Origin of the sequence: Paucibacter sp. TC2R-5 (assembly GCF_025717605.1) — a bacterium.
In the GTDB taxonomy this organism is placed as follows: Bacteria; Pseudomonadota; Gammaproteobacteria; order Burkholderiales; family Burkholderiaceae_C; genus Paucibacter_A; species Paucibacter_A albus.
The window spans coordinates 1-26,029 of the sequence record NZ_JAJIRQ010000012.1; the positions used below are offsets into that span (position 1 = coordinate 1).

Below are 26,029 nucleotides of genomic sequence, written 5' to 3' on the forward strand. Positions count from 1 at the left end.
GAGGTGGGCGAGTTTGCGGAGCGGGTTATGCAGCGGTCTCAATATACCAATTGACGTAATCAGCCAACTTAGAGCAAAGAAAAATAATGTTGAATTCACAGCCGATATTTCGAAGCGCTCAGCTGGTGTTACATCTTCACCAAGAATTATTCGCTGACGAAGTTCCTTTGCTCGAATACGCTCCGCCATTTTGGGCGGAAATAGGTCGCCGGCAAATACTCCACACCCAACGCCAAGTACTATTAATATTCCGCTTATCAATGGCACAGTAATATTCCTTCATGTCTTTGCGCGACCACCGATTGTGGTCTTGAATTCACCGATGGCACCGATGGGGTCACCCATTAGCCGCCCCGTCAAGTAACAAATACACGCTCCTGCACTGCAAGAGCGCATTCCTTTCTCTCAAGACTGCATTCATTCCACTTCGTCAAACTCACCGCGCACTTGGTTCTCGATCCATGGTTGCGCCGCAGCGCACCAGTCATCCATCAGGATCAAGGCAGCCCGAGAGAAGGCCGGGGTCAGGTCTTGAATATGAAGGCAAGGCCTGCACCCAAAAGCGCCGGTTTGAAAGGTGCTAGCGCAGCGCAGCACCCATCGAGGCGACGCGCAGCGAGCTGAGTTCTTTGGAGTTCACCCCCTTCTGCATGGGCAAGGAGCGGTGAATTTGCTGGGCGTCGCGAAGCGACTTCAAGAACTGGTTACGCGCCCCTTGTTTGAACGCAGCGTAGCGCAGTGAGTTGGGCGCGGCCCGGCAAATTTGAGCACCGAGCGGACCCGCAGGGCCATGCGGCAGGGTCGCCTTCTCTGGCCCACCTCTCTTGGCGAGGCAAGAGAGGTGGGTCGGCCGCCGGGCCGAGACCCGGCATCGTGCCGGGAGAACAATCGATTCAAACCGCGCCTATGAGCCAATGCGTCCGAATAGAAAAAACGGGGTCGGGTTCGATTTGCCAACTCAATTTTCGCCAAGCGCGGAAAACGAACTAGCAGACGGCTCCCCAAATTTTCAACTCATCCCTAACAACTGCTCTGCAATCGCACCAACAAGGCTTGCGCGGCCGGGCTGGCAGCAGCGGCCGGCATCTCGGCGGCCGAAGCCACCAGCCGCTGAGCGGTGGCCAAATGCGGCGTGACCGGCCCCATAAAACGCAATTGCTCGCCGACGCCAATCAGCAAGGTCGGGAAGGTCTCGACCTCCAGGTCGCCGACCAACTCCTCGTCATCCTCGATATCAACCCAGACAAAGCGGAAATCGGGATACTGCTGGCGCAAAGCGGCAATCACCTCGTGATAAGCGTCGCAGGTGCGGCACCAAGCGGCGCAAAGACAGGCCACCAAGGTGGTCTGCGCGCAGCGGTCATGGGCATCGGTGGCAATCATCATGGTGCTAAGCATAGCCATGCTGGCCGGCCCTGCCGCAAGGCATGGGGTCTGCGTTGCAAACTGGCGACGCCCGGCCGGGTAAAGACCCCGATGGAAAAACTTCAACAAAATGGTGCACAGCTGTCAACCGCACCTATTTAGCTCGCGTTGTGCCCTCAGACGGAGCGAGATTGTTGGAATCTCACCCGCAGTAGCAAAGGCAATAGCCATGAAAACGCAACAACATTCGTCCGAACCACAGCCCCGCCGCATGCCTTGCCCAGAGCTTCAAGCCGGCCAAGCCGAGTACAAGGGCCGCAAGCACGAGGCTTTTGAAGCCGGCAACTTCGGCAGCGACCGCCGCAGCTTGGCCCGGGCGATCCGCTTCGACCGCAAGCGTTAAGGCTTTTGGCCGCACCAAGCCGGTGCGGCCAAGCACCGCTCAGCTGCTCAGCGGTGCCATCAGCAGTTCCAAATCCTGCGCAGTGAACTTGGCGCCCTCCGCCTCGTCACTGCCCAGCACCCCTTCCGCCAGCGCCAATTTGCGCGCTTGCAGCTCCAGCATCCGCTCCTCGATGCTGCCCGCCACCACCAGTTTGTAAACGAATACCGGCTTGTCTTGGCCGATGCGGTGCGCACGTGCGCTCGCCTGCGCTTCAACGGCCGGATTCCACCAGGGGTCGACATGAATGACCGTGTCGGCCGCCGTCAGATTCAGGCCGACGCCGCCGGCCTTGAGGCTGATCAGCATCAGGGGCAGCTCCTGCGCTTGAAAGCGCCGCACGATCTCGCCGCGTGCGGTCACCGGCGTGGCGCCGGTCAGCGTCAGATAGGGCAGCGCCAAGCGGTCCAGTTCCTCGGCGATCAGCGCCAGCATCTCGGCAAACTGCGAAAACACCAGCACGCGTCGGCCCTCGGCCAGCAGTTCGGGCAGCATCTCACTCAACAGCTCCAGCTTGGCGCGCTCCATCTCGCAAGGAAGTGAAGGGCCGCCCCGAGCTTGCTTCACCCCCTCGGGGGGCAGCCGGCGCGCGGCGGCGGCCTGGGGGCGTTCGTTCACCATGGCCAAGCCTTTGACGAGGTAGGGATCACAGCAAACCTGCCGCAGCTTGAGCAGCGCATCCAGCACCGAGATCTGCGCGCCGGCAAAACCGCGCCGCGCCAACACCCTCCGCACCTGCTTGTCGGCCGCCACCCGCACGCTTTCGTACAAATCGCGCTGCTGGCCATAGAGCTGCACGCGCCGCGTCACGGTCGTCAGCGGCGGCAACTCGGTCGCCACGTCCTCCTTGCGCCGGCGCAAGATGAAGGGCCGCACCCGCTGCGCCAAGAGCCGGGCACGCAAGGTCTCGCCATTGGTTTCGATCGGCTTGCGCCAAAGCCGGGCAAAGCTGCGCGCGTCGCCCAAAAAGCCCGGCATCAAAAAGTCAAACTGCGCCCAGAGCTCGCCCAGATGGTTCTCCAGCGGTGTACCGGTCAGGCACAAGCGATGCCGGGCCTTCAATTTCCGCACGGCGGCCGCCGCGCGGCTGCTGGCGTTCTTGACCGTCTGCGCCTCGTCCAGAATCAAGACATGCCAGGGCTGGGCGCTCAGCGCGGCGGCGTCGCGCCAGAGCAGCGGATAGGTGCTGAGCACCAGGTCATAGTCAGTCAAATGAGGGAAATGCAGTGCGCGCTGCGGCCCCTGCAAGGACAGCACACGCAGCTGCGGCGCGACCCGCGCGGCCTCGGCCTGCCAATTGAACAGCAACGAGGTCGGCAGCACGGCCAAGGCTGGGCGGTCGAGCCGGCCGGCCTGCTTTTCGAGCAGCAGATGCGCCAAGGCCTGCGCGGTTTTGCCCAGGCCCATATCGTCCGCCAGGATGCCGGCCAAACCCTGTTCGCGCAGGTATTGCAGCCAGGCCAAGCCGCTCAGCTGATAGGGCCGCAGCGTCAGACCCAAACCAAGCGGCGGCGCCACCGAGCGCGGCTCGCCGGCGGCCAGCAGTTTTTGGGCCATCAGACGCAGGTCGGCGTCGCCGTGGATCTGCCAGCCCGCGCGCTGATCCAAATCCATCACGCCCATCAAGCGGGCGGCGTCCCAGTCGCTCAAGGGCAGCGGCCCCTCGCGGCGACGCGGGTCGGTCAGCAGGTCCACCATCGCCGCCACAATGGGCTTCAACACGGCGGCCGGCGCCTCGATGCGGCGCCCGCCCGGGGCATGCAGCACGATGATGGCGTCGTCGTCGATGGCGACGATGGCCTCGGCGTCCAGCCAGCGTGCATCACGCTTGAGCAGGTCGGCAATCATGGGGGCCAGATCGAGCATTTCGCCCTCGATCTCGACCCCCAAGCTCAGCAGCCAAGAGCCTTCGCGAGCCGGCAGGCCGAGACGTTTGATGTCTAACTGCCAGGCTTGGGGGGCGACCGGCCGGTGCGCAAAACCGGGCTGCACGACGATGGCCCAGCCCTTGGCCTCCAGCTCGGGCACGCGCTCCAGCCAGAATTCGGCGAAAAAATCTTCTTGCGTCAGCGTCCATAAAGACCCCAAGCCGGCCGCGTTATCGCTGTGCCGCCATTGCAGCAGCTCGCCGTCCAACGGGATCAGGCCGCAGCTCCAGAGCTGATCGCGCGCCTCGGCCTCGGCCAATAAATCGCGCGCCAGCAGCCGTTGGCCCAAGACCTGGGTCGGCGGCGGCCGGCTATTCAAGAGCGAGCGCGGCGCCGGCGTGTCCCAAAGCAAGCCGCGGGCGTCCGCATAGGTCCAGTCGACCTGCGCGACGGTCACTGCATCGCCGCGCGGGCCCAGCTTGCCGCCCGGCGCCAAGCCCAGCAGCCCGTCGCCTCGGCTGAGCGTGCGCAGGTTCAGGCGCGGGCGAAAGCGGGCCGGCTCGCCTTTGGGCGCAGGTGCTGGTGCTGGTGCGGGCGCAAGGGCCGGCGCTGGCGCGGCCGGCGCTTGGTCGCTGAGCAGCATATCCATCAACTTGGCGGCATCGGCCTCGGGCAGGCGGGGCAGGGTTTTGAGCTCATCGCGCCCGGCCTTGCGGCGCAGTGCGGCAACCCAGGTCTGCAGCAAGGCGGCGCGCTGCGGCGCGTCGGCTGCGATCTGCAGCTTCAGCATCACGGCGGCCGCATGTTCGCAAAAATGCCTGACTCGGCAACTGCACTGGGCGCTGTAATGCGGCCGGCCATCGGCGCCCGCCAAGCCTTGCAGCGCCAGCTCGTAGACCTGCTCGCCGCCACCCGCCACCCGCGCACTGGCACCAGACTCGTCTTGCTGCAGCGCCAGAATCTGCGCCTGCAAGCTGCGCCCGCGCTGGAGGCGGTGGCGTTCGAACAATCGGGCCAGCTCGGCTTCGGTGGGCGGCCAGATGCGCGGGGCAAGGTCGAAATCGGGAGCAATGGACATGGCCGTCATTGTCTGTCCTTGCTTTGCTGGCAGACTGCTGCCCATGCGATTTGTATCGATCCGAAGAATTCTGCTCGGCCTTGGCCTGGGCCTTTTGCTGCTGATTGGCCTGGCCCTCGCTTTGAGCCTGCAGCGCACGCCCTTGGTCGCCCTTGCCGCCGAACTGCAGCCAGCCGATGTCAAACAAGCCAAAGATGTTTTGCGGCGCAATGATCCGCGCCAACTTGAGACGGGGGCGCAGCGCCTGTTGAGCTTGCGCGAGCAGGAGCTCAATTTGATGCTGGGTCAGGCAGCCAAGGTCTATGGCCATGCGGCAGCACAGATGCAGCTGCATCCCGGCCGGGCTCATTTCCAGGCCAGTTGGCCGGTGGCGAAGCTGGGCCTGTGGTTGAACCTGGACGCCGAGCTGCAAGACGGCAAGGCGCTGCCGGAATTCACCCGCTTTCGCATCGGCCGGCTGCCGCTACCGGCCGGGCTCGCCAACTGGGGCATGAAGCGCGCCATGCAAAGACTACCCGCCCTGCTTGACCTCCCGCTGAGCGATGTTTTGCTGGGCGATATGGTCGAGCGGGTTGGCTTTGCCGAGGAGCTATTGCAAATCAAATACCGCTGGAACAAAGACAGCATGGCACGCGTGATGTCCTCCTTGTGGCCGGCGGCCGAGCAGCAACGCGCGCTGGCCTACCAGGCGCATTTGGCGGCCTGGGTGCAAACATTGCCGGCAGGTCAACCGGTTTCTTTAGCGAGTTTGATGCCGCCGATGTTTGTGTTGGCCCAGCAGCGCAGCGCTGGTCTGAGCGCGCAGGCGGCGGCGGAAAACCGCGCCGCCATTCTGACGCTGGCGCTTTACGCCACCGGGGAGAGCTGGGCGCGCGTGATGCCGGCAGCGCAGGCTTGGCCACGGCCGCTGCCTTTGCAAGTGACGCTGAACGGCCGCGACGACTTCGCCATGCATTTCTTGGTCTCGGCGGCATTGGCGGTCGAAGGCGGCGGGCCGCTTGCGGATGCGATCGGCGTCTACAAGGAGCTGTCCGACTCGCGCGGCGGCAGCGGCTTCAGCTTCAATGACATCGCCGCCGACCGGGCCGGCACGCGTTTCGGGCTGCTGTCCGAACAATCGCCGGAGAAATTGCAATCACTGCTCAGCGGTGGCCTGCCCGAGAGTGCCTTCATGCCGGTCGTGTCCGATCTGCCGGAGTTTCTGAGCGAAGGCGAGTTCTTGCAGCGCTATGGCGGCGTCGACGGGCGGGCTTACAAGCAAATGATCAAAGAGATCGAGGCGCGCCTGAACGCGTTGGCCTTGTCCCATTGAAGGCCATGCCGCTACCGCACCGAGCTGTGAAAGATCAGCCAGAAGGCCACCCAAGAAGGTCGACTCGGGCCCAATGCCCGAAATGCCAGAGGCCACAGGCGGCCTGCATCTGCGAATGGGTCAGACCGGTCGCTAACCGGGTCGAGCTGCTGCTGCTTCAACATCCGTTGGAGCAGGGCCACGCCAAGGGCTCGGCCACGCTCTTGCAAATGTCGCTGCGGCATGGCCGCATCTGGGTCGGCGAGCGCTTTGACCCACAAGAACTGGCGCAGGCCTTGGCAAGAACTGAGGCTGGTTCAACTTGGCTGCTGTATCCGGAGGATCGTCCACACATCAGCCCAGGCTTGATGGCCGCAGCGGCCTGCCGACAACTGGTGGTGCTGGATGCCACTTGGCGCAAAAGCCGCAAGATGCTGCTGCTCAACCCTTTGCTCCAGCATCTGCCCCGCCTCGCCCTGCTGGACCCACCGGCCTCGCGCTACACGGTGCGCAAGGCCCAGCTGGGCCATCAGCTCTCGACGCTGGAGGCCAGCGTCTTGGCTTTACAGCAGTTGGAAGGGCCGTCAGCCGCCTTCGATGATTTGCTCAAGGGCTTCGACGGTTTTGTTGCGCAACAATCAAGCCGCTTTCAACCCTGACCCGAAACACTCAAAGCGCGCGCAATGCGGTTGCGCGCCACCGTCGACTTGGGCACCTTGAAGGGGAACCAGGTCCGCACATCCTCTTCCAGCCCGATGCCGTGCATATAGTTGTAGATGGCCTTTTTCAGCCCGACTCCCAAGCGGTCGTGGTCAACCCCGGTCGGGTCGATAAAACCAACATCGTTCTTGGCGAATGAGACCGGCGGCAGGGGCCGCAAGCTCACGCCATATGCGGCTGGATCGCGCCCCACCGGTGAGTGCACCGTGCAGGCAAAGCGGTGGAAGAAGCCGCTTTGTATGCAGCCTTGCTCGAACAACTGACGGACATATTCCAAAGCATCGACGGTGTCTTGCACGGTCTGGGTCGGAAAGCCATACATCAGATAGGCATGCACCAGGATGCCGGCATCGGTGAAGCCGCGCGTGACGCGCGCGACCTGCTCGACCGAAACGCCTTTTTTCATCAGCGTCAAAAGCCGGTCGGAAGCGACTTCCAGGCCACCCGAGATGGCGATGCAGCCGCTATCGGCCAACTGCTGACACAGCTCGGGGCTGAAAGATTTCTCGAAGCGGATATTGCCCCACCAGGAGATGCTGGTGTTGCGCGCCTGCAGCTCGGCCGCCAGCGCCTTCAAGGCCTTGGGCGGCGCGGCTTCATCGACGAAGTGAAAGCCAGTCTGGCCGGTCTCGGCGACGATGGCTTCGATGCGGTCGACCAAGGTGGCGGCCGAAGTGCCCTCGTAGCGCGAGATGTAGTCCAGCGAAACATCGCAAAAGCTGCATTTCTTCCAGTAGCAGCCATGCGCGACGGTGAGCTTGTTCCAGCGGCCGTCCGACCAGAGTCGGTTCATTGGGTTGAGCATGTCCAGCAAGGACAGATAGCGGTCCAGCGGCAGGCCGTCCCAGGTCGGCGTGCCGACTTCGGCAAAGGCAATGTCCGGCTCGACAAAGTTGATGTACCTGACCTGGCCCTCTTCTCTGACAAAAGTCCTCACCAGCCGCTGCTTGGAACGCTTGCCATTGAGGTGCTCCAGCAGCGCCAGCAACGGCCGCTCGCCGGCGTCCAAGGTCACATAGTCAAAGTAGTCAAACACGCGCGGCTCGGTCAGCTCACGTAACTCGGTATTGACGAAGCCGCCACCCAAGGCGATCACCACGCCGGGATGGGCTGCGCGGATGAACTGAGCGATCCGGAATGCCGCGTAGACCGCGCCGGGAAAGGGAATCGACAGCAGCACCAGGCGCGGCTGGTGCTTTTCCATCGCCGCCAGGGCGAGCGCTTGCAGCGTGGTGTCCACCAGATTCAGCGGTGCCGCCAGCGCTTGGGCCAGTGGCTCGAAGGTCGGCTGGCTGGTCGCCAGCGACTCGGCATAGCGGACGAACTCGAAGCGCGGGTCGACCGCGTCGCGCAGCACATCGGCCAGATCGTTCAGGTAGAGCGTGGCCAGGTGGCGCGCTTTGTCTTGCAAGCCCAAAGCGCCAAAAGCCCAGGCCAAGGGATCGCCACCGTCTTCGTCGATATAGACATCAAGCGAGGCAAAACGCGGCCCCTCGGGCAAAAAGTTGCGGCCGCAGATGCGGTGCGCCAAGGTCGGGTCGCGCCCTTGCAAAAAGGCGATGGTGGCCCCAATGGTCGACACATAGACCTCGAATGCAGCGTCGAAGCCTTGCACCAGGGGCGTGCGCTTGTCCAAGGGCAAGGCATGAATGGCCTCACGCAGCGACAGCAAGCCGGCGCGCGAAAACAGCTTGAGCATCAAGGCCAGGGCCAGGTCTTCTTGCACCGCATCGACAGCACGCGAGCGCAAAAAACCGGTCAGATAGGCGGTCGAAGGGTAAGGCGTGTTGAGCTGGGTCATCGGTGGGATGACGGACAGCACACGCATGGCAGTGGGCAAAGAGGACTGGGGGGACATAGAAACGCCTGGAGGGGGCCTCATTTTGCCTGCCTGGCCGACCACTCGCCCAGCGCCGCGCTAAAGCCTGCCGCTCACAGCGTGCATTGCAGGGTCGAATCGTTAGCGCATGGGCCGCGCCAGCGCAACTCGGTGGCATTGGCCGGGGGCAGCGGCGAGCGCAAGGTCTGCGCTTCCGCTCGGCTGACGTTGAAGGTGGCCAGGGCGGTCCAGCTCCCTGCTGCACCGGCGCGGTACTCGAGGCTGTAGCTCGCCTTGGGGCGCAGTGCGCGCGTGCTGATCAGGTATTGCGTTTTGTCCAAGGTGAAACTGGGGCTGTCGGGAAATGGCCGCGCCAGCGGCTCGCCGACGAACAGGCCCTGGCCCGGCCATTGCACCGATTTCCAATAGGCCTCGATGACGGTCTCACCGCGAAAATAATGATCCATCAAGACGGAGGCTTGCGGAAACTTTTGGGTGTAGCTGCAGGGCTCCTCGACAGTGCCATAGCTGGCCGTGGCGCCGGCATCCAGCCAGTCGGTGATGGGCATCTGACCGGAGCTAGGCAGCAAGCCACCGTAGGAAGTCAGATGATCGGCCACAGCACCGGGCCTGAAACTCACGCTACTCAACTTGGGCACGTTGGCCAGACCGGTGAAGTAGAACAAGACACCGATCTTGGCTTCGATGAAGTCGGCCGCTGCGCCTGCCGAGTTGTCGATGTAATTGAGCTTCAGCCGCCCGGCCCAGGCGGCGGGCAGGCCGGTGTAATCGGAAAAGCGCACGCTGCGTGCCTCGTCGCTGGTGCGCAGCAAATAGCCGTCGCCGGCGGGCTGGCTGGCGTCGGCGCGCACACCTCGGTCGATCAGGGTCTTGGCGGCGGCCAGAGTCGCCGCACCCAGCATCATCGAGGGGCGGATCTTGTGATCCACCCAGGCCTGCTTGGACTCGGAATCAAAGTAGCTGGACGACGCGGTGCTGGAGCAACCGCCACAATACTTGCTGTCAAAACCAAAGGCCATGGCACTGGTGATGCTCATCGCGCAAGAGCCCACCACGCGGGACGGCGCCGTCCAAGTCAGCAGCGTGGCCTGCACGCCGGCAGGCAGCTTGGCGTCAACTTCGGCCTTCAGGGCCGCAAAGTCGGGCGCCGAGATCGTCGCAGATGCGGTGTTCAGCTTGACCCGGATGATGTTGGCGGACGGGATGGCGCGCGCCGTTTGATAATAGCTGGCGATCGCCTCGGATTGCGCGTCGCCGTCGACCACGATGACCGCCAGTTCGGCGGCACCGAGACCACCCCGAGGCAGACTGAAGCCCAAGGTGCTGTTGGCACTCCCGATCGGCACCGGCGTGCTTGTAGGCGGTGACGTCTCCTGAGCATTGGTGGCAGAGCCACCGCCGCCCCCACAAGCGCTGAGAAACAAGAGCAAGGCGCAGCCGAGCATGCGCGAGAGGCTGCGCCCTGAAGCGCAAGGGTTGGCTGTGCTGAATGCATACATAGACCAAATTGTCTCGCGTCCAACTGGGTGACAAAGCGAAAGATGAGTTGTGCCTGGCACCCTGTTCGAGCCATCTAGGCCCCAACGCGACCGAATAAGATCGAAAAGCGCGTCAAGGCTGGCTTGAGTGTGTGCGAAAACACCACAGAAATCAGGCATGGTGGAAGCAGTCGTGAACTAAAGCAGTGCAAGCATGGAATACAAAGACTTCAATGAAATCAATGAATTTCAAATAGTGAGCACACACCAACACCGCCAAGTCGGTGCACTTTGCCCGTAAAAACCCCAAGTGCGGGCATGCTGGCCCGCGTCTACATTGCGTTCACTCGAAGCGTCCGCGACCCGGATGCTAGGGCGGCCGAGGAGACAATCTCGAGCGAAGCAGTACAAACAATAAAGTGACACTGTCACAATCAATGGGTCGCTGAAATCAGTTTTCAGCGACCCGTTTTTCTTTTCGGCAACAGTTTGATGCTGCGCGTCACCTGCCCCTCTCTTCCCCTGCATGCTTGAACTCTTGACCGTCGCGTTGGCCTCCCTGATGGCAGGCTTTATTGATGCCGTGGTCGGCGGCGGCGGCTTGATTCTGGTTCCGGCCTTGTTCGGCGTGTTTCCTCAAGCGGCACCCGCCACACTTTTCGGTACCAACAAGGGCGCGTCGATCTGGGGCACAGCCTGGGCTACGGCGCAATATGCACGGCGAGTCTCGCTGAATTGGTCGGCATTGCTGCCCGCCGCAGCGATCGCATTGGCCGGGAGCTTCGCCGGCGCCTGGACGGTCACCTTGATAGACCCGAGTTTTTTGCGCCGCGCCTTGCCGTTGATCTTGGCTCTGGTGCTGATCTACACCCTGGCGCGCAAGGACTTGGGCCGCCAGCACGCGCCGCGCTTCAGCGGCCGCACCGAAACGCTGGCCGCCGGTGGCATCGGTTTGATCGTGGGCTTTTATGACGGGTTCTTTGGCCCGGGCACCGGCAGCTTCTTTGTATTTCTATTCGTACGCTTGCTGGGTTACGACTTCTTGCATGCCTCGGCCACTGCCAAACTGATGAACACGGCCACCAATGCGGCCGCCATCGCGCTGTTCGCCTACAAGGGCCATATCTGGTGGCATATCGCAGCGGTGATGGCCGTCACCAATGTGGCCGGCAGCTTGGTCGGCACGCGCATGGCGCTGGCGCGTGGTGCCGGTTTTGTGCGCGGCATGTTCATCGTGGTGGTCAGTGCGCTGATCCTGAAGACGGGCTGGGATGCCTTCTTGCGCTAACCCTGCGATACAACAGTTGCTTGCAAAGACTTGCGCTACGCCGCCAGCAAAACAGCCGCGCTAAGCACTAAGATCGCACAAGTTTCAGGAGGTTCCTCACCATGCCCGTCGATCCAACATTGCGCACGCTTGACATCGAAATTCCGACTCAGCCCGAGGTCTTGGTCAAGCTATCGCTGTTGATGGCGGCCGAGGACATAGATTTACTGGCGATGTCTTCCCTGGTCGAGACCGATATGGCGCTGGCGGCGGCGGTCTTGAAGGCCGTCAACTCTTCACTCTATGGCTTGCGCGGCCGCGTCCAGACCGTGCATCAGGCGCTGACCTACCTGGGCATGCGCGAAGTCGCCTCGATTACTTTCGAGATGGGCTTGCGCGCCGCGTTCCCGCCTGCGGCTGAGCTGGAGCCGGTCTGGAAGCGCGCCGCCGAGCGCGGCTTGCTGATGGGCCGCATGGGGCAGATGCTGGGCATCGACCCCTGGGCCGCGCATTCGGCAGGTCTGTTTGAGGAGTGCGGCAAAGCGGTCTTGTATCGCCATGCGCCGGCGCATTACCCGGCCATGTTGCGGGCGGCGGCTAGCGACGTCGAATTGGTGCAACTCGAACACACGGCCTTCGGCGTTAGTCACGACGCACTGGGCGCGGCGCTGTGCGAGAGCTGGGGACTGGCGCCGGCCGCAGTGGCCAGTGTCCGGCACCATGTCGAAGTTCAAGCCACGCTGCTGATGCCCGAGGCTCTGCAACGCCGCGGCGTTAGCGCCATCTCCACGATTGCCTGGGCCTTGCTGCTGCATCCCGAGCGTTTAGATGAGGTGGCGAGCGATATCGCTCCGCAAGCCTCACTGGACGAAGCCCTGGTGTTGCGCGCCGCACGTCGCGTCAGCGACCAGATGCAGCAGGCGCTCGAGCGCGATCGCTGACGAGAACCGACAGCGGGCTAAGGATGCCCGCTTGATGCCGCGAGGCTGAGGCGGTCGCGGCCGGCATGCTTGGCGATGTAAAGCGCTTCGTCGGCAGCCTGCATCAAGGCATGCGGGCTCAAATAGGGGTGCGCCGGGCTGTAGGCGGCCAAGCCGACGCTGACGGTCAGCACCCGGCCGCTCACGCCACCTTCATGCGGCACTTTCAGCTCACGCAGGTCTTCACGCAATTGCTCCAGCAAACCCTGGGTGACGTCCAGCCCAAAGCCCGGCAGCAGGGCAACGAACTCCTCGCCGCCGAGTCGCGCCACCAGATCGGTATCGCGCTTGAAGCGCACCGACAGCAGTTGCGCAAAACGTGCCAGCACCGCGTCGCCAGCCGCAACGCCGTAACGTTCATTGAAATTCTTGAAATGATCCAGATCCAAGACCGCCAGCGCCAAATGGCCACGTTGGCGCTGCGCGCGTTTGAACTCTCGCCTGAGACCCTCATCAAACTCCCGCCGATTGGCCAGGCCGGTCAGCTCATCGATGCGGCTGAGCCGACCCAGTTCCAAGTTTTTTTGCGCCAATGACTGCTCGGCCGAGCGCAGTGCTTCTTGCTGCCGACTCACTTCCAGTCGCAACTGCTCGGCGCGGGCTTGCTCCTCTTGCAGCTGCAGCCACAGGCTTTGCTGCGCGCGCGTGATCGAGTGGGAGATGCGCGCCAATTCATTCGGCTGCGACTGCGCTTGCAGTGGCTCCTGCGGCGGCGGCAAGGTGGAGTCAAAGGTATCGGCGTGGCTGGCCAATCGACGCAGCGGCTGCAGAGGCCGCAACAGCATGCGGTCCAAAACAAAGATCAAGACCAGACTCAGCAGCAGCACCAGGCTCAGATCGCGCCACAGCATGGCCGGCAATTGCTCGCGCCAAAAATTCCTTTGCAAAGCCTCCGATTGCCGGCCCAAGTCATTTCGCCCAACGCCCAAGTCTGAGGAGGTCTGATACACCAAGCCGCGCGCCTTGGCTTGCTCATCGCGCCCAGGCAAGGAGCCCTGTCCCACCTCAAATGCCAGTTGCTGCTGCATTTGATAGCGCAGGTGAAGGGCGTCAGTCGCGCAGACCAGCAACAGGCTCACCGAGACGACGGCAAGGGCCAAGCGCAGGCGGATCGAACCGAGGCGGGCTGAGGCTGGTGTTGCTGCAGCGGCGGACGGGAGGTCGGCCGCTACAGCGTCCAGCGGTGCTGCAGATGAGAGAGGGCGCTGACTCACGGCTGGGCTCGGGCAAGGAGAGGAGGATGCAGAGCTGCCATTGTGCATGGCCGCCTGGATTCAGAACGCCCCAAAACACCAGGGTATTCCCAGACTGAACGGAGCTTGGGCACCCCATTTAGGCCACTTCGCGGCATTTCGGGCCTCTTGTGGCCACTTCGGGCGCCGGCATCGAGGCCGACGCTAGTCTTCAGGCGCTGAGTTCAGGCATTGATGAACTGCATCTGCGTGCCGGCCAACTCAATCACATCGCCGTTCTTGAGTGCGACCGACTCACCTGTCAAGGGTGCGCCGTTGACGCTGGGCCGTGCCACCCCTTCGACATGGGCAAAGACGTAGCCGCTGGGCCGCTTGGTGATGGAGGCGACTTGCACACCCGGCTTGCCGACCGTGGTCACGACCTTGGTCAAGCTGACCTCACGGCCTGCCGCCGCGCCATTCAAAACCTTGATCGATGCGGTCGAGGCGTTGGCCGCGCCCGTCAAGGTGCCGAATCCCGAAGGCAAGCCAGAGGCGGTCGGCAAGGCCGCACCGGGCTTCAAGATCATGGTCTTTTCGTAATCGCCGGCATCCTCAAGCAGATATTTGATCTTGTACTTGCCGATTTCAACAATGTCGCTGTTCGCGAGCAATTGCTTTTTGATCGCCTTGCCGTTGATATAGGTTCCGTTGGTCGAATTCAAATCTTCGATAAAGACATCTCCACCAACCATCTGCAAGACGGCATGCTCGCCGCTGACCGCCAGGTTGTCGATCACGATGTCGTTGTACGGCCGGCGCCCAAGCGTGGTCTTGTCCTTGGTAATTTGGACATCTTTAATCACCACCCCATCGAGCGAAACCACCAGTTTGCCCATGCTTTGACCTCGATCCTGTTGTCTTATTGCTTGCGTCTGCGCTGCCTAGCAGCACCACTCATATTCTTCAGCCCAGTTCAGCGCCGCCCAAACGGCCACCAAGCTCGGCCCTCTGGCTTGACCCGACCTTCGGCGCGAACCAACACCAGGGCGATATTATCTCGGCCACCCATGTCATTGGCGCCGTCAATCAAGGCCTGCGCCGCTTCCGACAAAGATGGGTGGTTTAAGAGCAACTGGCAGATGGCTGCATCGTCCAGCATATCGGACAGGCCGTCCGAGCAAAATAGGTAGACATCCCCAGGCTGCACTTCATGCAAATGCAGCTCCAGCATCACCGAATCCTCGACGCCGACAGCGCGGGTGACCAAATTTTTATTGCTGGACTGGGCTGCTTCTTCAGCGGTCAGCAGACCGGCATCGAGTTGCTCCTGCAAGAGCGAGTGGTCACGGGTGATTTGCGTCAGATGGCCGGCACGCATGCGGTAAGCACGCGAATCACCGACATGGCCCATCAAGAGGCCCTCCTCGCGGAACACGCCGACCACCAAGGTCGTGCCCATGCCGGCATAGCGCGGGTTGGTGTTGGCGGCGTTGAAGATCGCGCGGTTGGCATTATCAACACAGATGTCCATCGCCCGCCGCACATCCACAGCACTGGCGCTGCTGGCCGACTCTTTCAGCCAGCGGCCGAGCTCGGCGCGGATGAAGCTGGTCAACATCTGACTGGCCACTTCACCGGCGTTGTAGCCGCCCATGCCATCGGCCAGCACAGCCAATCCGACCGCCTCGTCCATGGCGACCGAGTCTTCATTGTTGTCGCGTGCGCGGCCCACATCGGTGGCGCTGAAAAACTCCAGGGTCATGGCTTTGTCTTCGGTTGCAGTTCTGCAGGATTCTGCCCTGCTTCCTGCGTATTTAAGCGGACTGTTTGTGCGAAAGAATCGGCAGTTTCAATCGCCTCGCTGGGGATTTGTGCCGGCGCAGGGGGCGCAGTCGTTTCGTCCCATCCTTGCATCAACAGTACGGCGTCCAGATCCTGCGCCATCTGCTCGCCGCTGGCATAGCGCAACTCGGGGCGTTTCTCCAGCGCCAGCGCCAACACCAAGGCCAAGGCTTCGGGCAGGCCGGGCCGGTAATGACGCACATCGGCCGGTGTCTGATTGGCGATCTGGTACATCAAGCGCGCCATCGAGTCCGACTGATGGGGCAGATGGCCGGTCAGCAATTGGTAAATCATGGCGCCCAGCGAGTAAAGGTCGCTGCGCCCGTCCACCTTGAGCCCGGCCAATTGCTCGGGTGACATAAAGGAAGGCGTGCCCAGGACCAAGCCGGTACGCGTGCGGCTGCCGTCGGCAATGCGGGCGATGCCAAAGTCCATCACCTTCAGCACATCGTTTTGCACATCCAACATCACATTGGCCGGCTTGATGTCCCGGTGCACCACCCCTTGCCGGTGCGCATAGTCCAAGGCCCGCGCCAGCCGGGCGCCTATCCGAATCACTTGACGCGCCGGCAGCAGTTGATCCGCACGGGTGTAATGGCTGAGATCCTTGCCCTGCACGAACTCCATCGCGATCCAGGCGTCCTCACCGGCTTCACCGGCATCGAGCACCTGCAAGATGTCGGGGTGATGCAGATGCCCGGCGGCGCGCGCCTCGCGCATGAAGCGCTGGCGTACATCGACCAAGTCTTCGGCTGCAAATTCGCGCTGCAGCGACAGGCGCTTGATAGCGACCAGTTGGCCGTTGCTGAGCTGACGGGCCAAGTGAACCACCGCCATCGCGCCCCGACCGAGTTCGCGCTGCAACTCGTAACCCTGCAGGCCGACGGCCACCTTGGTGGCTTGAACAGCTAAAACGGATGCCCCATCGGCGGCTGACAGCATCGATTCGCCCCCCGCCGGAGAGCTGGATTTACCGAGAATTCGCCGCCAGAAGCCCTTCATTCGTGCGCCCTTTTGCCTAGTCGGTTTTTTTGCTTCGAGCCGCCAATACTTTGCCCGCAGCCAGCACCAACAAGGCGCCAACAACTCCGCAGCCGTAATGCCACGCCGGCACAACCATGGCGCTGCCGGCTTGCTCCCCCGGCTGAGTCGGCACCCAGGCCTTCAAAGCCGGATCGCCAACAATCATCGTACCGGCGATCCAACCCAAGAGCATCGCGCCTACGGTGATGACTACCGGGAAGCGATCCATCAGCTTGATCACCAACTGGCTGCCCCAGACGATGATGGGAATCGACACCAGGAGACCGAAAATCACCAGCGGCATTTGGTGGTCGCCGCCCGCGCCTTGGGCCGCGCCGGCAATCGCGATCACATTGTCCAAGCTCATCACAAAATCGGCCACGATGACGGTCTTGACCGCCGCCCATAGCTTGTCACTGGCCTGAATCTGAGCATGCTCTTCCTCGTTTTCGGGCACGAGCAGCTTGATACCTATCCAGACCAAGAGCAGGCCGCCGACGATCTTGAGATAGGGCACTTGCAGCAAGGTCAGCGCGAAGAAAATCAGCAGCACACGCAAAACAATTGCGCCGGCCGTGCCCCAGATGATGCCCTTGGTGCGCTGGGCAGCCGGCAACTTGCGGCAAGCCAAGGCGATCACAACGGCGTTGTCGCCGCCGAGCAAGATGTCGATCATGATGATCTGACCGACGGCCAACCAGAACTCGGGACTTAAAAGGGTATCCATCAATAAAAGGGGCCGTAGCCTGGGTTGTCAGTTGCAGCAGTCTTGACAGCCGCCGACTATAACGAAGCAGCGCAAGTGCGAGCTTAAGAATGAAAAAAGGGGCGAATGCCCCTTTTCGAATGTTGCGCATCGGCCCGGCCGGTACACCGCCCGGGCTGGCACAGAATCATTAAAAGCCTTACAGCAAGCCCTTCAGCAGCTTGGCCATTTCCGACGGGTTGCGCGTGACCGTGAAGCCGCAGGCTTCCATGATGGCGAGCTTGGCGTCAGCGGTGTCATCGCCACCGGAGATCAAGGCCCCGGCGTGGCCCATGCGCTTGCCCGCAGGTGCTGTGACACCAGCGATGAAGCCGACGATAGGCTTCTTCATATTGTCTTTGCACCAGCGCGCAGCTTCGGCCTCGTCCGGGCCGCCGATTTCACCGATCATGATGACGGCGTCGGTGTCCGGGTCGTCATTGAAGGCCTTCATCACATCGATGTGCTTCAGACCATTGATCGGGTCGCCACCGATGCCGACGGCGCTGGACTGGCCCAGGCCGATTTCGGTCAGCTGAGCCACTGCTTCATAGGTCAGCGTGCCGGAGCGCGAAACGACGCCGATCCGACCCTTGCGGTGGATGTGGCCGGGCATGATGCCGATCTTGATTTCGTCCGGGGTGATCAGGCCTGGGCAGTTAGGCCCAAGCAACAAAGTGCGCTTGCCGCCGGCGGCTTCCTTGGCGCGCATGCGGTTGCGGATCATCAGCATGTCGCGGACTGGGATGCCTTCGGTGATGCAGATGGCCAAGTCCAAGTCGGCTTCGACAGCTTCCCAGATCGCAGCTGCTGCGCCGGCTGGCGGCACATAGATCACCGACACGGTGGCGCCGGTGGCTTGTGCGGCTTCGGTCACATTGGCGTAAATCGGGATGCCTTCGAAGTCCTCGCCGGCCTTCTTGGGGTTCACACCGGCGACGAAGCAATTCTTGCCGTTGGCGTAATCGCGGCAGCCGCGGGTGTGGAATTGACCGGTCTTGCCCGTGATGCCTTGGGTGATGACCTTGGTGTCTTTATTGATGTAGATCGACATGATTTCTTATCCTTGTGGGCCTAAGCCAGATTAAGCAACGGCGGCGACGATCTTCGTCGCGGCTTCGGCCATCGAATCGGCGGCGATGATGGGCAGGCCGGATTCGGCCAGCATCTTCTTGCCCAGGTCTTCGTTGGTGCCCTTCATGCGCACCACCAGCGGCACGGACAGGTTCACGGCCTTGCACGCGGTGATCACGCCTTCAGCGATGGTGTCGCACTTCATGATGCCGCCGAAGATATTGACCAGGATGCCCTTGACGTCCGGGTTCTTCAGCATGATCTTGAAGGCTTCGGTGACCTTCTCGGCGGTGGCGCCGCCGCCGACGTCCAGGAAGTTGGCCGGCTCGCCGCCAAACAACTTGATAGTGTCCATGGTGGCCATGGCCAGACCGGCACCGTTCACCAGGCAGCCGATATTGCCGTCCAGCGAGATATAGGCCAAGTCAAACTTGGAAGCTTCGACTTCGGCTGGATCTTCTTCGTCCAGGTCGCGGTAAGCGACGACTTCCGGATGACGGAACAAGGCGTTGGCGTCGAAATTGAACTTGGCGTCCAGGGCTATCAGATTGCCCTTGGAGTCGCAGTTCAGCGGGTTGATCTCGACCAGCGACGCGTCGGTCTCCATGAAGCACTTGTAGAGCTTGGCGAAGATATCGACGGCTTGGTCGATCGAAGCGCCGGTCAGGCCGATGGCGGCGGCGATCTTGCGCGATTGCGCTTCGGTCAGGCCGGCCAGCGGGTCGACCATCTCGGTGATGATCTTCTCGGGCGTGGAGTGAGCCACTTCCTCAATGTCCATGCCGCCTTCGCTTGAAGCGATGAAGGCGACCTTCTGCGTGCCGCGGTCGGTGACCAGCGAGACGTAGAGCTCATTCTTGATGTCGGCACCGTCTTCGATGTACAGGCGGCGAACCTTCTGGCCCACGGGGCCGGTCTGGTGCGTGACCAGTTGCATGCCCAGGATCTGTTCGGACAGTGCCTTGACGTCTTCCAGCGAGCGACCCAGCTTGACGCCGCCGCCCTTGCCGCGGCCACCGGCGTGGATCTGCGCCTTCACGACCCAGACCGGGCCGCCCAACTTCTGTGCGGCTTCGACCGCTTCTTGCACCGTGAAGGCAGGAATGCCACGCGGCACAGGCACGCCGAATTGGCGCAGGATTTCCTTGGCCTGGTACTCGTGAATCTTCATAGGGGTCTCGCTTTTGGAAAGGTCAGGAAGAGGAGGTGGAAGCGGGCATCGCAGCGGGCAAGGCCGTCAGGGCCGAGCTGTTGCGAAACCAGCGAGGGTAATGAGTTTGCACCGTTGGCCCGTCAATGCGAAGTGCGTGGCAACGATTGAGTTGAAACGGCGCCTGGCCGTCGGCACCGCCTTCGCGCGTGTCCAGCACGATGCCGGCAAAGGCCTGAATCACGGCGGATGGCAACACCTGACACATCTCGGTCAGGTGGGTACAACCTTTGATGCCCGCCAAACGCTCTTTGACACCGAGCCTGAAGCCCTGCATCAAATTGAGTCCGACCAAGGCCGCGTAGGCATCGCCATGCTGGTCACAAGCGCCGGGGTAAGGCATCCAGCTGGTTTGTGAGCCAGCTTCCAGAATATTGGTCTTGTCGTCCACCACCAGGCGCAACTGCATCGCGTGGATGGGTTCGCCCGCCAGGCGCGTACCGCCGGCAACCGCCATATCGCGCGTTTTGGTGTCCGTCAACTCGGCGTCGACGTCGTACAAGCCGTCGGCGCGCGCGAACACCTGCACATCAATGGCGCGGCGATGCATCAAACGGCGCTCGGCGAAAGGATTGGATAGGGGCATGTCTTGAAAACGGCTTCACACAAAACACTGCCTGCGGCCCAAATGGTCGGCAGGCAGGGACATGTGCAGGCTCACAATGTAGCATGCTGCGCCGCCGCAAGGCTTTCGCGAAACTGTCAAGACGAGCATGAACCCTGGCTTTTTGCGCGATGTTGTGAGGCTGGACAAGCTTCAATCGTCGTCCCAACGCAGCAGCTTTCGAATCGTTTCGGGGCTGAAGCCGCGCGCCGTCATGAAGCGCATCTGCTTGGCCTTGGCCGCCGCATCGGGCGGCGCATAGGCTCCGAATTTGCGTAAGTAGATGCTTTTGGCGCGCTCAAGCTCGGCCGCCTTGAGCTCGGACATTGCCTCGGCACTCAAGCTCAGCCCATGTTGAGCCAACTCTTGCTTGATACGCAAGCTGCCATAACGCGAGGCTCGCGCATGCACCCGGGACTCGACAAAGCGCTGATCGCTCAAATAACCCTGTGCCTGCAGCCAGTCCAGCAACAAGTCGAGTTCGGCCTGGGCATCCATTACAAGGCTAGGCTCGCCTTCAGCGGCCGGAGCAGCTTTGCGCAGAATGTTCTGTAGCTTGCGGCGAAGCTCGACTCGGCTGTGCTCGCGCTGGGACAGCAGGGAAATGGCGCGCATTTTCAAGGACAGCGGTTTCATTTCTGTTTGTGCAGCGCATGGCAGGCCAGCAGCAAGGCGGGGCCACTTCGGTTCTATCAGGACGCAGCGACTTGCAGCGACAGGCCCTGCCGCTGATCTACTGCCATAGGAATCAAACCCGGCAAGCTGCCGTTCTGCCGCCAAGCCGGCGCAGCCTGCGTATCCGACCAATATTCGTCAATGCTGACGATCAAGTCTCGCTCAAGACCAAAGAAACTATTGGCGTAAAAAGACTGAGCGCCATGATCAACCCGCACCAAGCTGTGCACGCGCCGGCGCGGCTGAGCGTCCGCTGACGCCGACGCTTGGCCCCCAGTGCCGAGTGCATTCAACTCCAGCAGATGAATCGCCCAGCCCTCGGGGTAGACGGCATTGACATGGACGATGGCCGCAGCGCCCTCGAAGCGCTCAGACGTCGCCCACCACTGGCAATGGGCCTCCGGATGCAGCAAGGCTTGCGCGGCGGCCCATTCACGCGCCTGGTACAGCGCCCAAAAGCGCTGCACCAGATTCAAGTCGGCGGCTGGACCGCTCATGCTCGGCGCCTCACGAAGCTTCAAGCAGCGGCGCTACCTGCCAACAGGGGCACGCCCAGCGAGTCGCGCACCTTGTTCTCGATTTCATGCGCAATATCGGGGTTCTCGCGCAGGAATTCGCGCGCATTGTCCTTGCCTTGGCCGATCTTCTCGCCGTTGTAGGCATACCAGGAGCCGGACTTTTCGACCACCTTGGCGATCACGCCCATGTCGATGATCTCGCCTTCGCGGCTGATGCCCTCGCCGTACAGAATGTCGAATTCGGCGGTCTTGAACGGCGGCGCGACCTTGTTCTTGACCACCTTGACCTTGGTTTCGCTGCCGATCACTTCATCGCCCTTCTTGATCGAGCCGATGCGGCGGATGTCCAAGCGCACCGAGGCGTAGAACTTCAGCGCGTTACCGCCGGTGGTGGTCTCGGGGCTGCCAAACATCACGCCGATCTTCATGCGGATCTGGTTAATGAAGATGACCATGCAATTGGCCTTCTTGATGGTGGCGGTCAGCTTGCGCAGCGCCTGGCTCATCAAACGGGCTTGCAAGCCGGGCAGCGAGTCGCCCATTTCACCTTCCAACTCGGCCTTGGGCGTCAAGGCCGCGACCGAGTCGATGACGATCAGGTCAACCGCGCCGGAGCGCACCAGCGCGTCGACGATCTCGAGCGCCTGCTCGCCGGTATCGGGCTGGCTGATCAACAGGTCTTGCAGATTGACGCCGAGCTTTTGCGCATATTGAATGTCCAGCGCATGCTCGGCATCAATGAAGGCGCAAACGCCGCTGAGCTTTTGCATCTCGGCAATCACCTGCAGCGTGAGCGTGGTCTTGCCCGAGGATTCCGGGCCGTAAATCTCGACCACCCGGCCGCGCGGCAGGCCGCCAACGCCCAGCGCGATGTCCAAGCCCAAGGAGCCGGTGGAGACAACCTGAATGTCCTCGATCACCTCGCCATCGGCCAAGCGCATGATGGAGCCCTTGCCAAATTGCTTTTCGATTTGGCTGAGCGCGGCCTGCAAGGCCTTGGCCTTCTCTGGGTTGACGGTGTTGGCGGTTTTGACTGGGGCGTCCATGAAGTTCTCCTGAATGAGCTGGCCGAATTATGGCGCAACCTGAGGTTTTGTACAGTAGTTTTTGAGATTGCAGCCAAAAGGCCAGCAAGTTCATCCATCGTACAAAGCCAGTAGCTCATAGGGTGAGCTACATCCAGAAAAACTCCTGGCTTAGGCTGGCAATTTCAGCAAGCCAATCGGCGCCCGCCCGCTGGCCGCCGAGATCAGACCCAGCACGCGGGTCGGCTCGGCCCCCAACATCGACCAAGTGAAGCGCCAGCTCCAGTTGCCGCCCAAGACGCCGGGCACATTCATCCGGTGTTCACCGCCCAGCCCCAAGACATCTTGCAGCGGGAACACCGCCATATTGGCGACCGAATTGCAGCAGGCGCGGATCATCGCCCAGTGCACATCCTGCTCGCCGCAAGCCAGGTAGGCGCCGGCATAGGCGCGCTCATGCGGCGCGGCCTTGTCCCACCAACCACGCACGGTGTCGTTGTCATGCGTGCCGGTATAGACCACACAGTTGCGCGGCCACATATGCGGCAAGAACTCATGCGTCGCGTCGCCGCCAAAGCCGAACTGCAAAATCTTCATGCCAGGGAAGCCACAGCCGTCGCGCAGCGCATGCACATCCGGCGTGATGAAACCCAGGTCTTCCGCCACGATGGGCAAAGCGCCGAGCGCCGCCGCGATGGCGTCGAACAAGGCCTGGCCAGGGCCGGTGATCCATTGGCCTTGCTTCGCATCGGGGCTGCTGGCCGGGATTTCGTAATAGCCGGCAAAGCCACGGAAATGGTCGATGCGGAAGACATCGGCCTGGCTCAGCGCACGTTTGACGCGCGCCGTCCACCAGGCGTAGTTGTCGGCCGCCATCGCTTCCCAGCGGTAAAGAGGGTTGCCCCAGCGCTGGCCTTCCAACGACATCGCGTCGGGCGGCACACCGGCCACCACCGTGGTCTGGAAATTCTCGTCCAGGTGATAGAGCTCGGGGCGCGACCAGCAGTCGGCGCTGTCATGCGCGACGAAGATAGGCAGGTCGCCCATGATGGAGACGCCCTTGCTATTGGCATAAGCCTTGAGCGCGCCGATCTGGCTGTCAAATGCCCATTGCACAAACTGCCAGAAGCGGTATTCATCGGCGTGACTGAGCCGCGCTGCGGCCAAGGCCTCAGGCTCGCGCCGCGCCAAGGCCGGCGCCCAGCTCCACCAAGGCAGACCATTCAGCGGCGAGCGGATCGCCATGAACAAAGCGTAGTCATCCAGCCAGCCTTGCTGGGCCTCGCACCAGTCGGCAAAGGCGGCGCGGTCCTCGGCGCTGGCCTTGGCGAAGAAGCCTGCGGAGGCCAAGCGCAGCTGCTGCTCGCGCCAGGGCAGCACGCGGCCGTAATCGACTACTTGTGCGTCAAAGCCGTCGGTCGGCAAATGCGGCGGCGCCAAATAGCCCTTGGCGATCAGCGGCTCAAACGCCACCATCCACTGGCTGCCGGCAAAGGCGGACACGCCTTGGTAAGGCGAATCGCCGGGGCCTATCGGCGTGGTCGGCAGCAACTGCCAGATGCTCTGGCCGGCGCTATGCAGCCAATCCACAAAGGCAAAAGCATCGGGGCCGAAGTCACCCGTGCCATGTGGGCCGGGCAAGGAAGTGATGTGCAAAAGCACGCCGGCGGAGCGTTGATTGAGGTTCATATGGCGTCGTTTCTCAGTCAGTCGTGGCGCAGCAAGAGCAAGCTGCGTCCGGGGATGGTCATTGTCTGACCTGCGTTGAAGATTTGATGATCCGAAGGCTGCAGCACGGCGCTGCTGTCCAGCGCCAAGCGCCAGGCACCACCGCTGAGTTTGAAGGCCAGCTCTTGGGGCTCGGGGTTGAACACCACCATCAGGCGCGGCTGGCTGGCGCCGGCCTCGAACATCTGCGCCGCGAAAGCATGGCTGGAAGCATCAAACCAGTCTTGCTGCTGCATCTCTTGGCCCGCCGGCGTGAACCAGCGCAGGCGTGCAGCGGAGTCGCCAGTGGAGGCAAACCAAGCATCGTGTCGCAGCAAAGGCTCTTGGCGGCGCAGCGCCAAGAGCTGCGCGACAAAAGCTTGCGTATCTGCTTCAGCTTCGGCCCAGCTCAGCCAGGTCGTCGCGTTGTCCTGGCAATAGGCATTGTTGTTACCGCCCTGGCTGTTGCCGATCTCATCGCCCGCGCACAGCATCGGCGTGCCCTGAGCCAAGAGCAAGGTGGCCAGCATCGCGCGGCGCACGCGCAGACGGGTGGCGCGAATAGTGGCGTCATCGCTCGGCCCCTCAAACCCAAAGTTGGCGCACAGCTCACCATCACGTCCGTCGCGGTTGTTTTCGCCGTTAGCGTAGTTGTGCTTGGTCGAGAAGCTCACCACATCGGCCAAGACATAACCATCATGCACAGAGACAAAATTGACCGAGGCGCTGGGCCGGCGGCTGCCGTGGTGGAACAGATCGCTTGAGGCCATGAAACGCCGCGCCAACTCGCCGCGGCCGACGCTGGGCTTGTCCGAGCGCAGCCAATAGCCGCGCACCGCATCGCGGAACTTGTCATTCCAATCCAGGAAGCGGCCGGGGAAGCGCCCGACCTGGTAACCCTCATGGCCGGCATCCCAGGGTTCCGAGATCAGATGCACGCCGGCCAGCAGCGGGTCCTGGCGCAAGGCGGTAAAGAAAGCCGCTTGCGGGTCAAAGCCATGGTGGGTGCGGCCCAGCACCGGTGCCAAATCAAACCGGAAGCCGTCGACGCCCATCTCGCCGACCCAGTAGCGCAGCGAATCCAGCACCAGCTGCGCGACACGTGGATGGGCGCAGTTGACGGTATTGCCGCAGGCGCTGACATTCTCATAACGGCTTTTGTCATCGGCAACCAGACGGTAGTAGCTGCGATTGTCCAAGCCCCTCAAGCTCAGGGTCGGGCCGAACTCATTGCCTTCGGGCGTGTGGTTGTAGACCACATCCAGCACCACCTCCAGCCCGGCCGCGTGCAGCCCGCGCACCATCGCACGGAACTCCTCCCGCACGGCGGTCGGGTCGTCCCGGTGCCGGGCCTGCGCCAGACCAGGGTCCGGGCTGAAAAAACCCAGGCTGTTATAGCCCCAGTAATTGGGCTTGCCCAGGTCGGCCAGATGTGGCTCGTCGATGTGGAAGTGGACGGGCAGCAAAGACAGGGTCGTCACGCCCAGCGCCTTGAAATGCGCCAACGCGGCCGGATGCGCCAGACCGGCATAAGTGCCTTGCAGCTCGGCCGGGACGCCCGGCAGCTGCTTGGAAAAGCCTTTCACATGGACCTCATACAGCACCAAGTCAGAGGTGGCATGGCGCGGCGCATTCAGGCGCGGGCTGCTGGCGGGCTCCAAGCCTGGCGCCACCCGGGCCTTCAGTGCTTGCAAGGCGTTGTCGCGCGTATCGAAGGAGCGCGGGCCGTCCGGATGGCCCAACTCATAGCCATGTTGCTCGGGGCCCCAATTGAAATGGCCGACGATTTCGCGCGCATAGGGGTCGAGCAGCAGCTTGTGCGCGTTGAAACGATGGCCATGCTCAGGCGCGTAAGGGCCATGGGCGCGCAGGCCGTAGACAAGACCAGCGCCAAGGCCGGGCAAGAAGCCGTGGAAGACCGCATCATCATGGCCGGGCAGCTCATAGCGGCGCAACTCGCGCTGGCCCGAGGCATCAAAGATGCACAGCTCGATGCGCGTCGCACCTTCCGAGAACACGGCGAAATTGATGCCACCGTCGCGCGGCGTGGCGCCCAATGGCTCGTGGCGCCCGGGTAAAAGTTTTGTTGGCAATGCAGACAT

Annotated in this window: 23 protein-coding genes; 5 read left to right on the forward strand and 18 right to left on the reverse strand. The window is 62.3% G+C overall.

Features of this window, described 5'->3' with window-relative positions; all coding sequences use genetic code 11:
* Together LNV08_RS21680 and LNV08_RS21685 are read right to left on the reverse strand one after the other, a co-directional pair.
* On the reverse strand, positions 1 to 267 hold a 267-nt coding region (locus LNV08_RS21680; RefSeq protein ID WP_263535833.1), incomplete at its 3' end, for a hypothetical protein.
* Positions 268 to 1,020: 753 nt separating this feature from the next.
* Positions 1,021 to 1,386, reverse strand: a complete 366-nt coding sequence (locus LNV08_RS21685; RefSeq protein WP_263535834.1) for a thioredoxin family protein — start codon at positions 1,384 to 1,386, stop codon at positions 1,021 to 1,023.
* Between the two features lie 208 nt (positions 1,387 to 1,594).
* Between LNV08_RS21685 and LNV08_RS21690 the strand changes: the two genes are divergently transcribed.
* Positions 1,595 to 1,768: a hypothetical protein gene (locus tag LNV08_RS21690; RefSeq protein WP_263535835.1), complete on the forward strand. Its 174-nt coding sequence runs from the start codon at positions 1,595 to 1,597 to the stop codon at positions 1,766 to 1,768.
* Between the two features lie 39 nt (positions 1,769 to 1,807).
* Here the strand turns inward: LNV08_RS21690 and LNV08_RS21695 are convergent, their stop codons facing one another.
* Entirely contained in the window at positions 1,808 to 4,753 is a 2,946-nt protein-coding gene (locus LNV08_RS21695) for a DEAD/DEAH box helicase (RefSeq protein WP_414858787.1), read from the reverse strand.
* Between the two features lie 43 nt (positions 4,754 to 4,796).
* Between LNV08_RS21695 and LNV08_RS21700 the strand changes: the two genes are divergently transcribed.
* Positions 4,797 to 6,065, forward strand: a complete 1,269-nt coding sequence (locus tag LNV08_RS21700; RefSeq protein ID WP_263535836.1) for a hypothetical protein — start codon at positions 4,797 to 4,799, stop codon at positions 6,063 to 6,065.
* Between the two features lie 5 nt (positions 6,066 to 6,070).
* Positions 6,071 to 6,703 carry a tRNA-uridine aminocarboxypropyltransferase gene (locus LNV08_RS21705; RefSeq protein ID WP_263535837.1) on the forward strand — a complete coding sequence of 211 codons (633 nt, stop codon included), beginning with the start codon at positions 6,071 to 6,073 and terminating at the stop codon, positions 6,701 to 6,703.
* Here LNV08_RS21705 and LNV08_RS21710 read toward each other — a convergent pair.
* A complete protein-coding gene (locus LNV08_RS21710) occupies positions 6,694 to 8,592 on the reverse strand; it encodes a B12-binding domain-containing radical SAM protein (RefSeq protein WP_263535838.1) in 1,899 nt (632 codons plus the stop codon). The two genes, LNV08_RS21705 and LNV08_RS21710, sit on opposite strands and share 10 nt — an antisense overlap.
* 104 nt (positions 8,593 to 8,696) lie before the next feature.
* Complete coding sequence (locus tag LNV08_RS21715) at positions 8,697 to 10,103, reverse strand: TIGR03790 family protein (RefSeq protein WP_263535839.1); 1,407 nt, start codon at positions 10,101 to 10,103, stop codon at positions 8,697 to 8,699.
* Positions 10,104 to 10,608: 505 nt separating this feature from the next.
* On the opposite strand from LNV08_RS21715, the gene LNV08_RS21720 reads away from it, so the two are divergent.
* Entirely contained in the window at positions 10,609 to 11,370 is a 762-nt protein-coding gene (locus LNV08_RS21720; protein ID WP_263535840.1) for a sulfite exporter TauE/SafE family protein, read from the forward strand.
* 101 nt (positions 11,371 to 11,471) lie between these two features.
* The gene (locus LNV08_RS21725) at positions 11,472 to 12,290 is read left to right on the forward strand and encodes an HDOD domain-containing protein (protein ID WP_263535841.1); all 819 of its coding nucleotides are present in this window, start codon (positions 11,472 to 11,474) and stop codon (positions 12,288 to 12,290) included.
* Between the two features lie 17 nt (positions 12,291 to 12,307).
* On the opposite strand, the gene LNV08_RS21730 is transcribed toward LNV08_RS21725, so the two are convergent.
* From LNV08_RS21730 to glgX, 13 genes are all read right to left on the reverse strand, one after another.
* The gene (locus LNV08_RS21730) at positions 12,308 to 13,543 is read right to left on the reverse strand and encodes a sensor domain-containing diguanylate cyclase (protein WP_263535842.1); all 1,236 of its coding nucleotides are present in this window, start codon (positions 13,541 to 13,543) and stop codon (positions 12,308 to 12,310) included.
* Between the two features lie 203 nt (positions 13,544 to 13,746).
* Positions 13,747 to 14,400, reverse strand: a complete 654-nt coding sequence (locus LNV08_RS21735; protein ID WP_263535843.1) for an FHA domain-containing protein — start codon at positions 14,398 to 14,400, stop codon at positions 13,747 to 13,749.
* A 77-nt stretch (positions 14,401 to 14,477) separates the two neighbouring features.
* On the reverse strand, positions 14,478 to 15,266 hold the full coding sequence (locus LNV08_RS21740) for a Stp1/IreP family PP2C-type Ser/Thr phosphatase (RefSeq protein WP_263535844.1): 789 nt from the start codon (positions 15,264 to 15,266) through the stop codon (positions 14,478 to 14,480).
* Entirely contained in the window at positions 15,263 to 16,288 is a 1,026-nt protein-coding gene (locus LNV08_RS21745; protein WP_263535845.1) for a serine/threonine-protein kinase, read from the reverse strand. The genes LNV08_RS21740 and LNV08_RS21745 overlap by 4 nt, the downstream gene beginning before the upstream one ends.
* A 76-nt stretch (positions 16,289 to 16,364) precedes the next feature.
* A complete protein-coding gene (locus LNV08_RS21750) occupies positions 16,365 to 17,096 on the reverse strand; it encodes a TerC family protein (protein ID WP_263535846.1) in 732 nt (243 codons plus the stop codon).
* A gap of 178 nt (positions 17,097 to 17,274) precedes the next feature.
* The gene (sucD, locus tag LNV08_RS21755; protein WP_263535847.1) at positions 17,275 to 18,168 is read right to left on the reverse strand and encodes a succinate--CoA ligase subunit alpha; all 894 of its coding nucleotides are present in this window, start codon (positions 18,166 to 18,168) and stop codon (positions 17,275 to 17,277) included.
* A 30-nt stretch (positions 18,169 to 18,198) separates the two neighbouring features.
* The gene (gene sucC, locus LNV08_RS21760) at positions 18,199 to 19,359 is read right to left on the reverse strand and encodes an ADP-forming succinate--CoA ligase subunit beta (protein ID WP_263535848.1); all 1,161 of its coding nucleotides are present in this window, start codon (positions 19,357 to 19,359) and stop codon (positions 18,199 to 18,201) included.
* Between the two features lie 22 nt (positions 19,360 to 19,381).
* On the reverse strand, positions 19,382 to 19,984 hold the full coding sequence (locus tag LNV08_RS21765) for a DUF2889 domain-containing protein (protein WP_263535849.1): 603 nt from the start codon (positions 19,982 to 19,984) through the stop codon (positions 19,382 to 19,384).
* A gap of 171 nt (positions 19,985 to 20,155) precedes the next feature.
* The gene (gene recX, locus LNV08_RS21770) at positions 20,156 to 20,638 is read right to left on the reverse strand and encodes a recombination regulator RecX (protein WP_263535850.1); all 483 of its coding nucleotides are present in this window, start codon (positions 20,636 to 20,638) and stop codon (positions 20,156 to 20,158) included.
* A gap of 56 nt (positions 20,639 to 20,694) precedes the next feature.
* Complete coding sequence (locus LNV08_RS21775) at positions 20,695 to 21,174, reverse strand: hypothetical protein (protein WP_263535851.1); 480 nt, start codon at positions 21,172 to 21,174, stop codon at positions 20,695 to 20,697.
* Positions 21,175 to 21,194: 20 nt separating this feature from the next.
* A complete protein-coding gene (gene recA, locus LNV08_RS21780; RefSeq protein ID WP_263535852.1) occupies positions 21,195 to 22,241 on the reverse strand; it encodes a recombinase RecA in 1,047 nt (348 codons plus the stop codon).
* A gap of 150 nt (positions 22,242 to 22,391) precedes the next feature.
* Positions 22,392 to 24,044, reverse strand: a complete 1,653-nt coding sequence (malQ, locus tag LNV08_RS21785; protein ID WP_263535881.1) for a 4-alpha-glucanotransferase — start codon at positions 24,042 to 24,044, stop codon at positions 22,392 to 22,394.
* A complete protein-coding gene (gene glgX / locus LNV08_RS21790; protein ID WP_263535853.1) occupies positions 23,927 to 26,029 on the reverse strand; it encodes a glycogen debranching protein GlgX in 2,103 nt (700 codons plus the stop codon). Before glgX ends, malQ begins: the two co-directional genes overlap by 118 nt.

What these genes read in the sequence shown, in the direction of transcription:
- LNV08_RS21685 (WP_263535834.1), bottom strand. Translation starts at nt 1,386, where the DNA reads ATGATGATTGCCACCGATGCCCATGACCGCTGCGCGCAGACCACCTTG.
- LNV08_RS21690 (WP_263535835.1), top strand. Translation starts at nt 1,595, where the DNA reads ATGAAAACGCAACAACATTCGTCCGAACCACAGCCCCGCCGCATGCCT.
- LNV08_RS21695 (WP_414858787.1), bottom strand. Translation starts at nt 4,753, where the DNA reads ATGTCCATTGCTCCCGATTTCGACCTTGCCCCGCGCATCTGGCCGCCC.
- LNV08_RS21700 (WP_263535836.1), top strand. Translation starts at nt 4,797, where the DNA reads ATGCGATTTGTATCGATCCGAAGAATTCTGCTCGGCCTTGGCCTGGGC.
- LNV08_RS21705 (WP_263535837.1), top strand. Translation starts at nt 6,071, where the DNA reads ATGCCGCTACCGCACCGAGCTGTGAAAGATCAGCCAGAAGGCCACCCA.
- LNV08_RS21710 (WP_263535838.1), bottom strand. Translation starts at nt 8,592, where the DNA reads ATGCGTGTGCTGTCCGTCATCCCACCGATGACCCAGCTCAACACGCCT.
- LNV08_RS21715 (WP_263535839.1), bottom strand. Translation starts at nt 10,103, where the DNA reads ATGTATGCATTCAGCACAGCCAACCCTTGCGCTTCAGGGCGCAGCCTC.
- LNV08_RS21720 (WP_263535840.1), top strand. Translation starts at nt 10,609, where the DNA reads ATGCTTGAACTCTTGACCGTCGCGTTGGCCTCCCTGATGGCAGGCTTT.
- LNV08_RS21725 (WP_263535841.1), top strand. Translation starts at nt 11,472, where the DNA reads ATGCCCGTCGATCCAACATTGCGCACGCTTGACATCGAAATTCCGACT.
- LNV08_RS21735 (WP_263535843.1), bottom strand. Translation starts at nt 14,400, where the DNA reads ATGGGCAAACTGGTGGTTTCGCTCGATGGGGTGGTGATTAAAGATGTC.
- LNV08_RS21740 (WP_263535844.1), bottom strand. Translation starts at nt 15,266, where the DNA reads ATGACCCTGGAGTTTTTCAGCGCCACCGATGTGGGCCGCGCACGCGAC.
- LNV08_RS21745 (WP_263535845.1), bottom strand. Translation starts at nt 16,288, where the DNA reads ATGCTGTCAGCCGCCGATGGGGCATCCGTTTTAGCTGTTCAAGCCACC.
- LNV08_RS21750 (WP_263535846.1), bottom strand. Translation starts at nt 17,096, where the DNA reads ATGGATACCCTTTTAAGTCCCGAGTTCTGGTTGGCCGTCGGTCAGATC.
- sucD (WP_263535847.1), bottom strand. Translation starts at nt 18,168, where the DNA reads ATGTCGATCTACATCAATAAAGACACCAAGGTCATCACCCAAGGCATC.
- sucC (WP_263535848.1), bottom strand. Translation starts at nt 19,359, where the DNA reads ATGAAGATTCACGAGTACCAGGCCAAGGAAATCCTGCGCCAATTCGGC.
- LNV08_RS21765 (WP_263535849.1), bottom strand. Translation starts at nt 19,984, where the DNA reads ATGCCCCTATCCAATCCTTTCGCCGAGCGCCGTTTGATGCATCGCCGC.
- recX (WP_263535850.1), bottom strand. Translation starts at nt 20,638, where the DNA reads ATGAAACCGCTGTCCTTGAAAATGCGCGCCATTTCCCTGCTGTCCCAG.
- LNV08_RS21775 (WP_263535851.1), bottom strand. Translation starts at nt 21,174, where the DNA reads ATGAGCGGTCCAGCCGCCGACTTGAATCTGGTGCAGCGCTTTTGGGCG.
- recA (WP_263535852.1), bottom strand. Translation starts at nt 22,241, where the DNA reads ATGGACGCCCCAGTCAAAACCGCCAACACCGTCAACCCAGAGAAGGCC.
- glgX (WP_263535853.1), bottom strand. Translation starts at nt 26,029, where the DNA reads ATGTCTGCATTGCCAACAAAACTTTTACCCGGGCGCCACGAGCCATTG.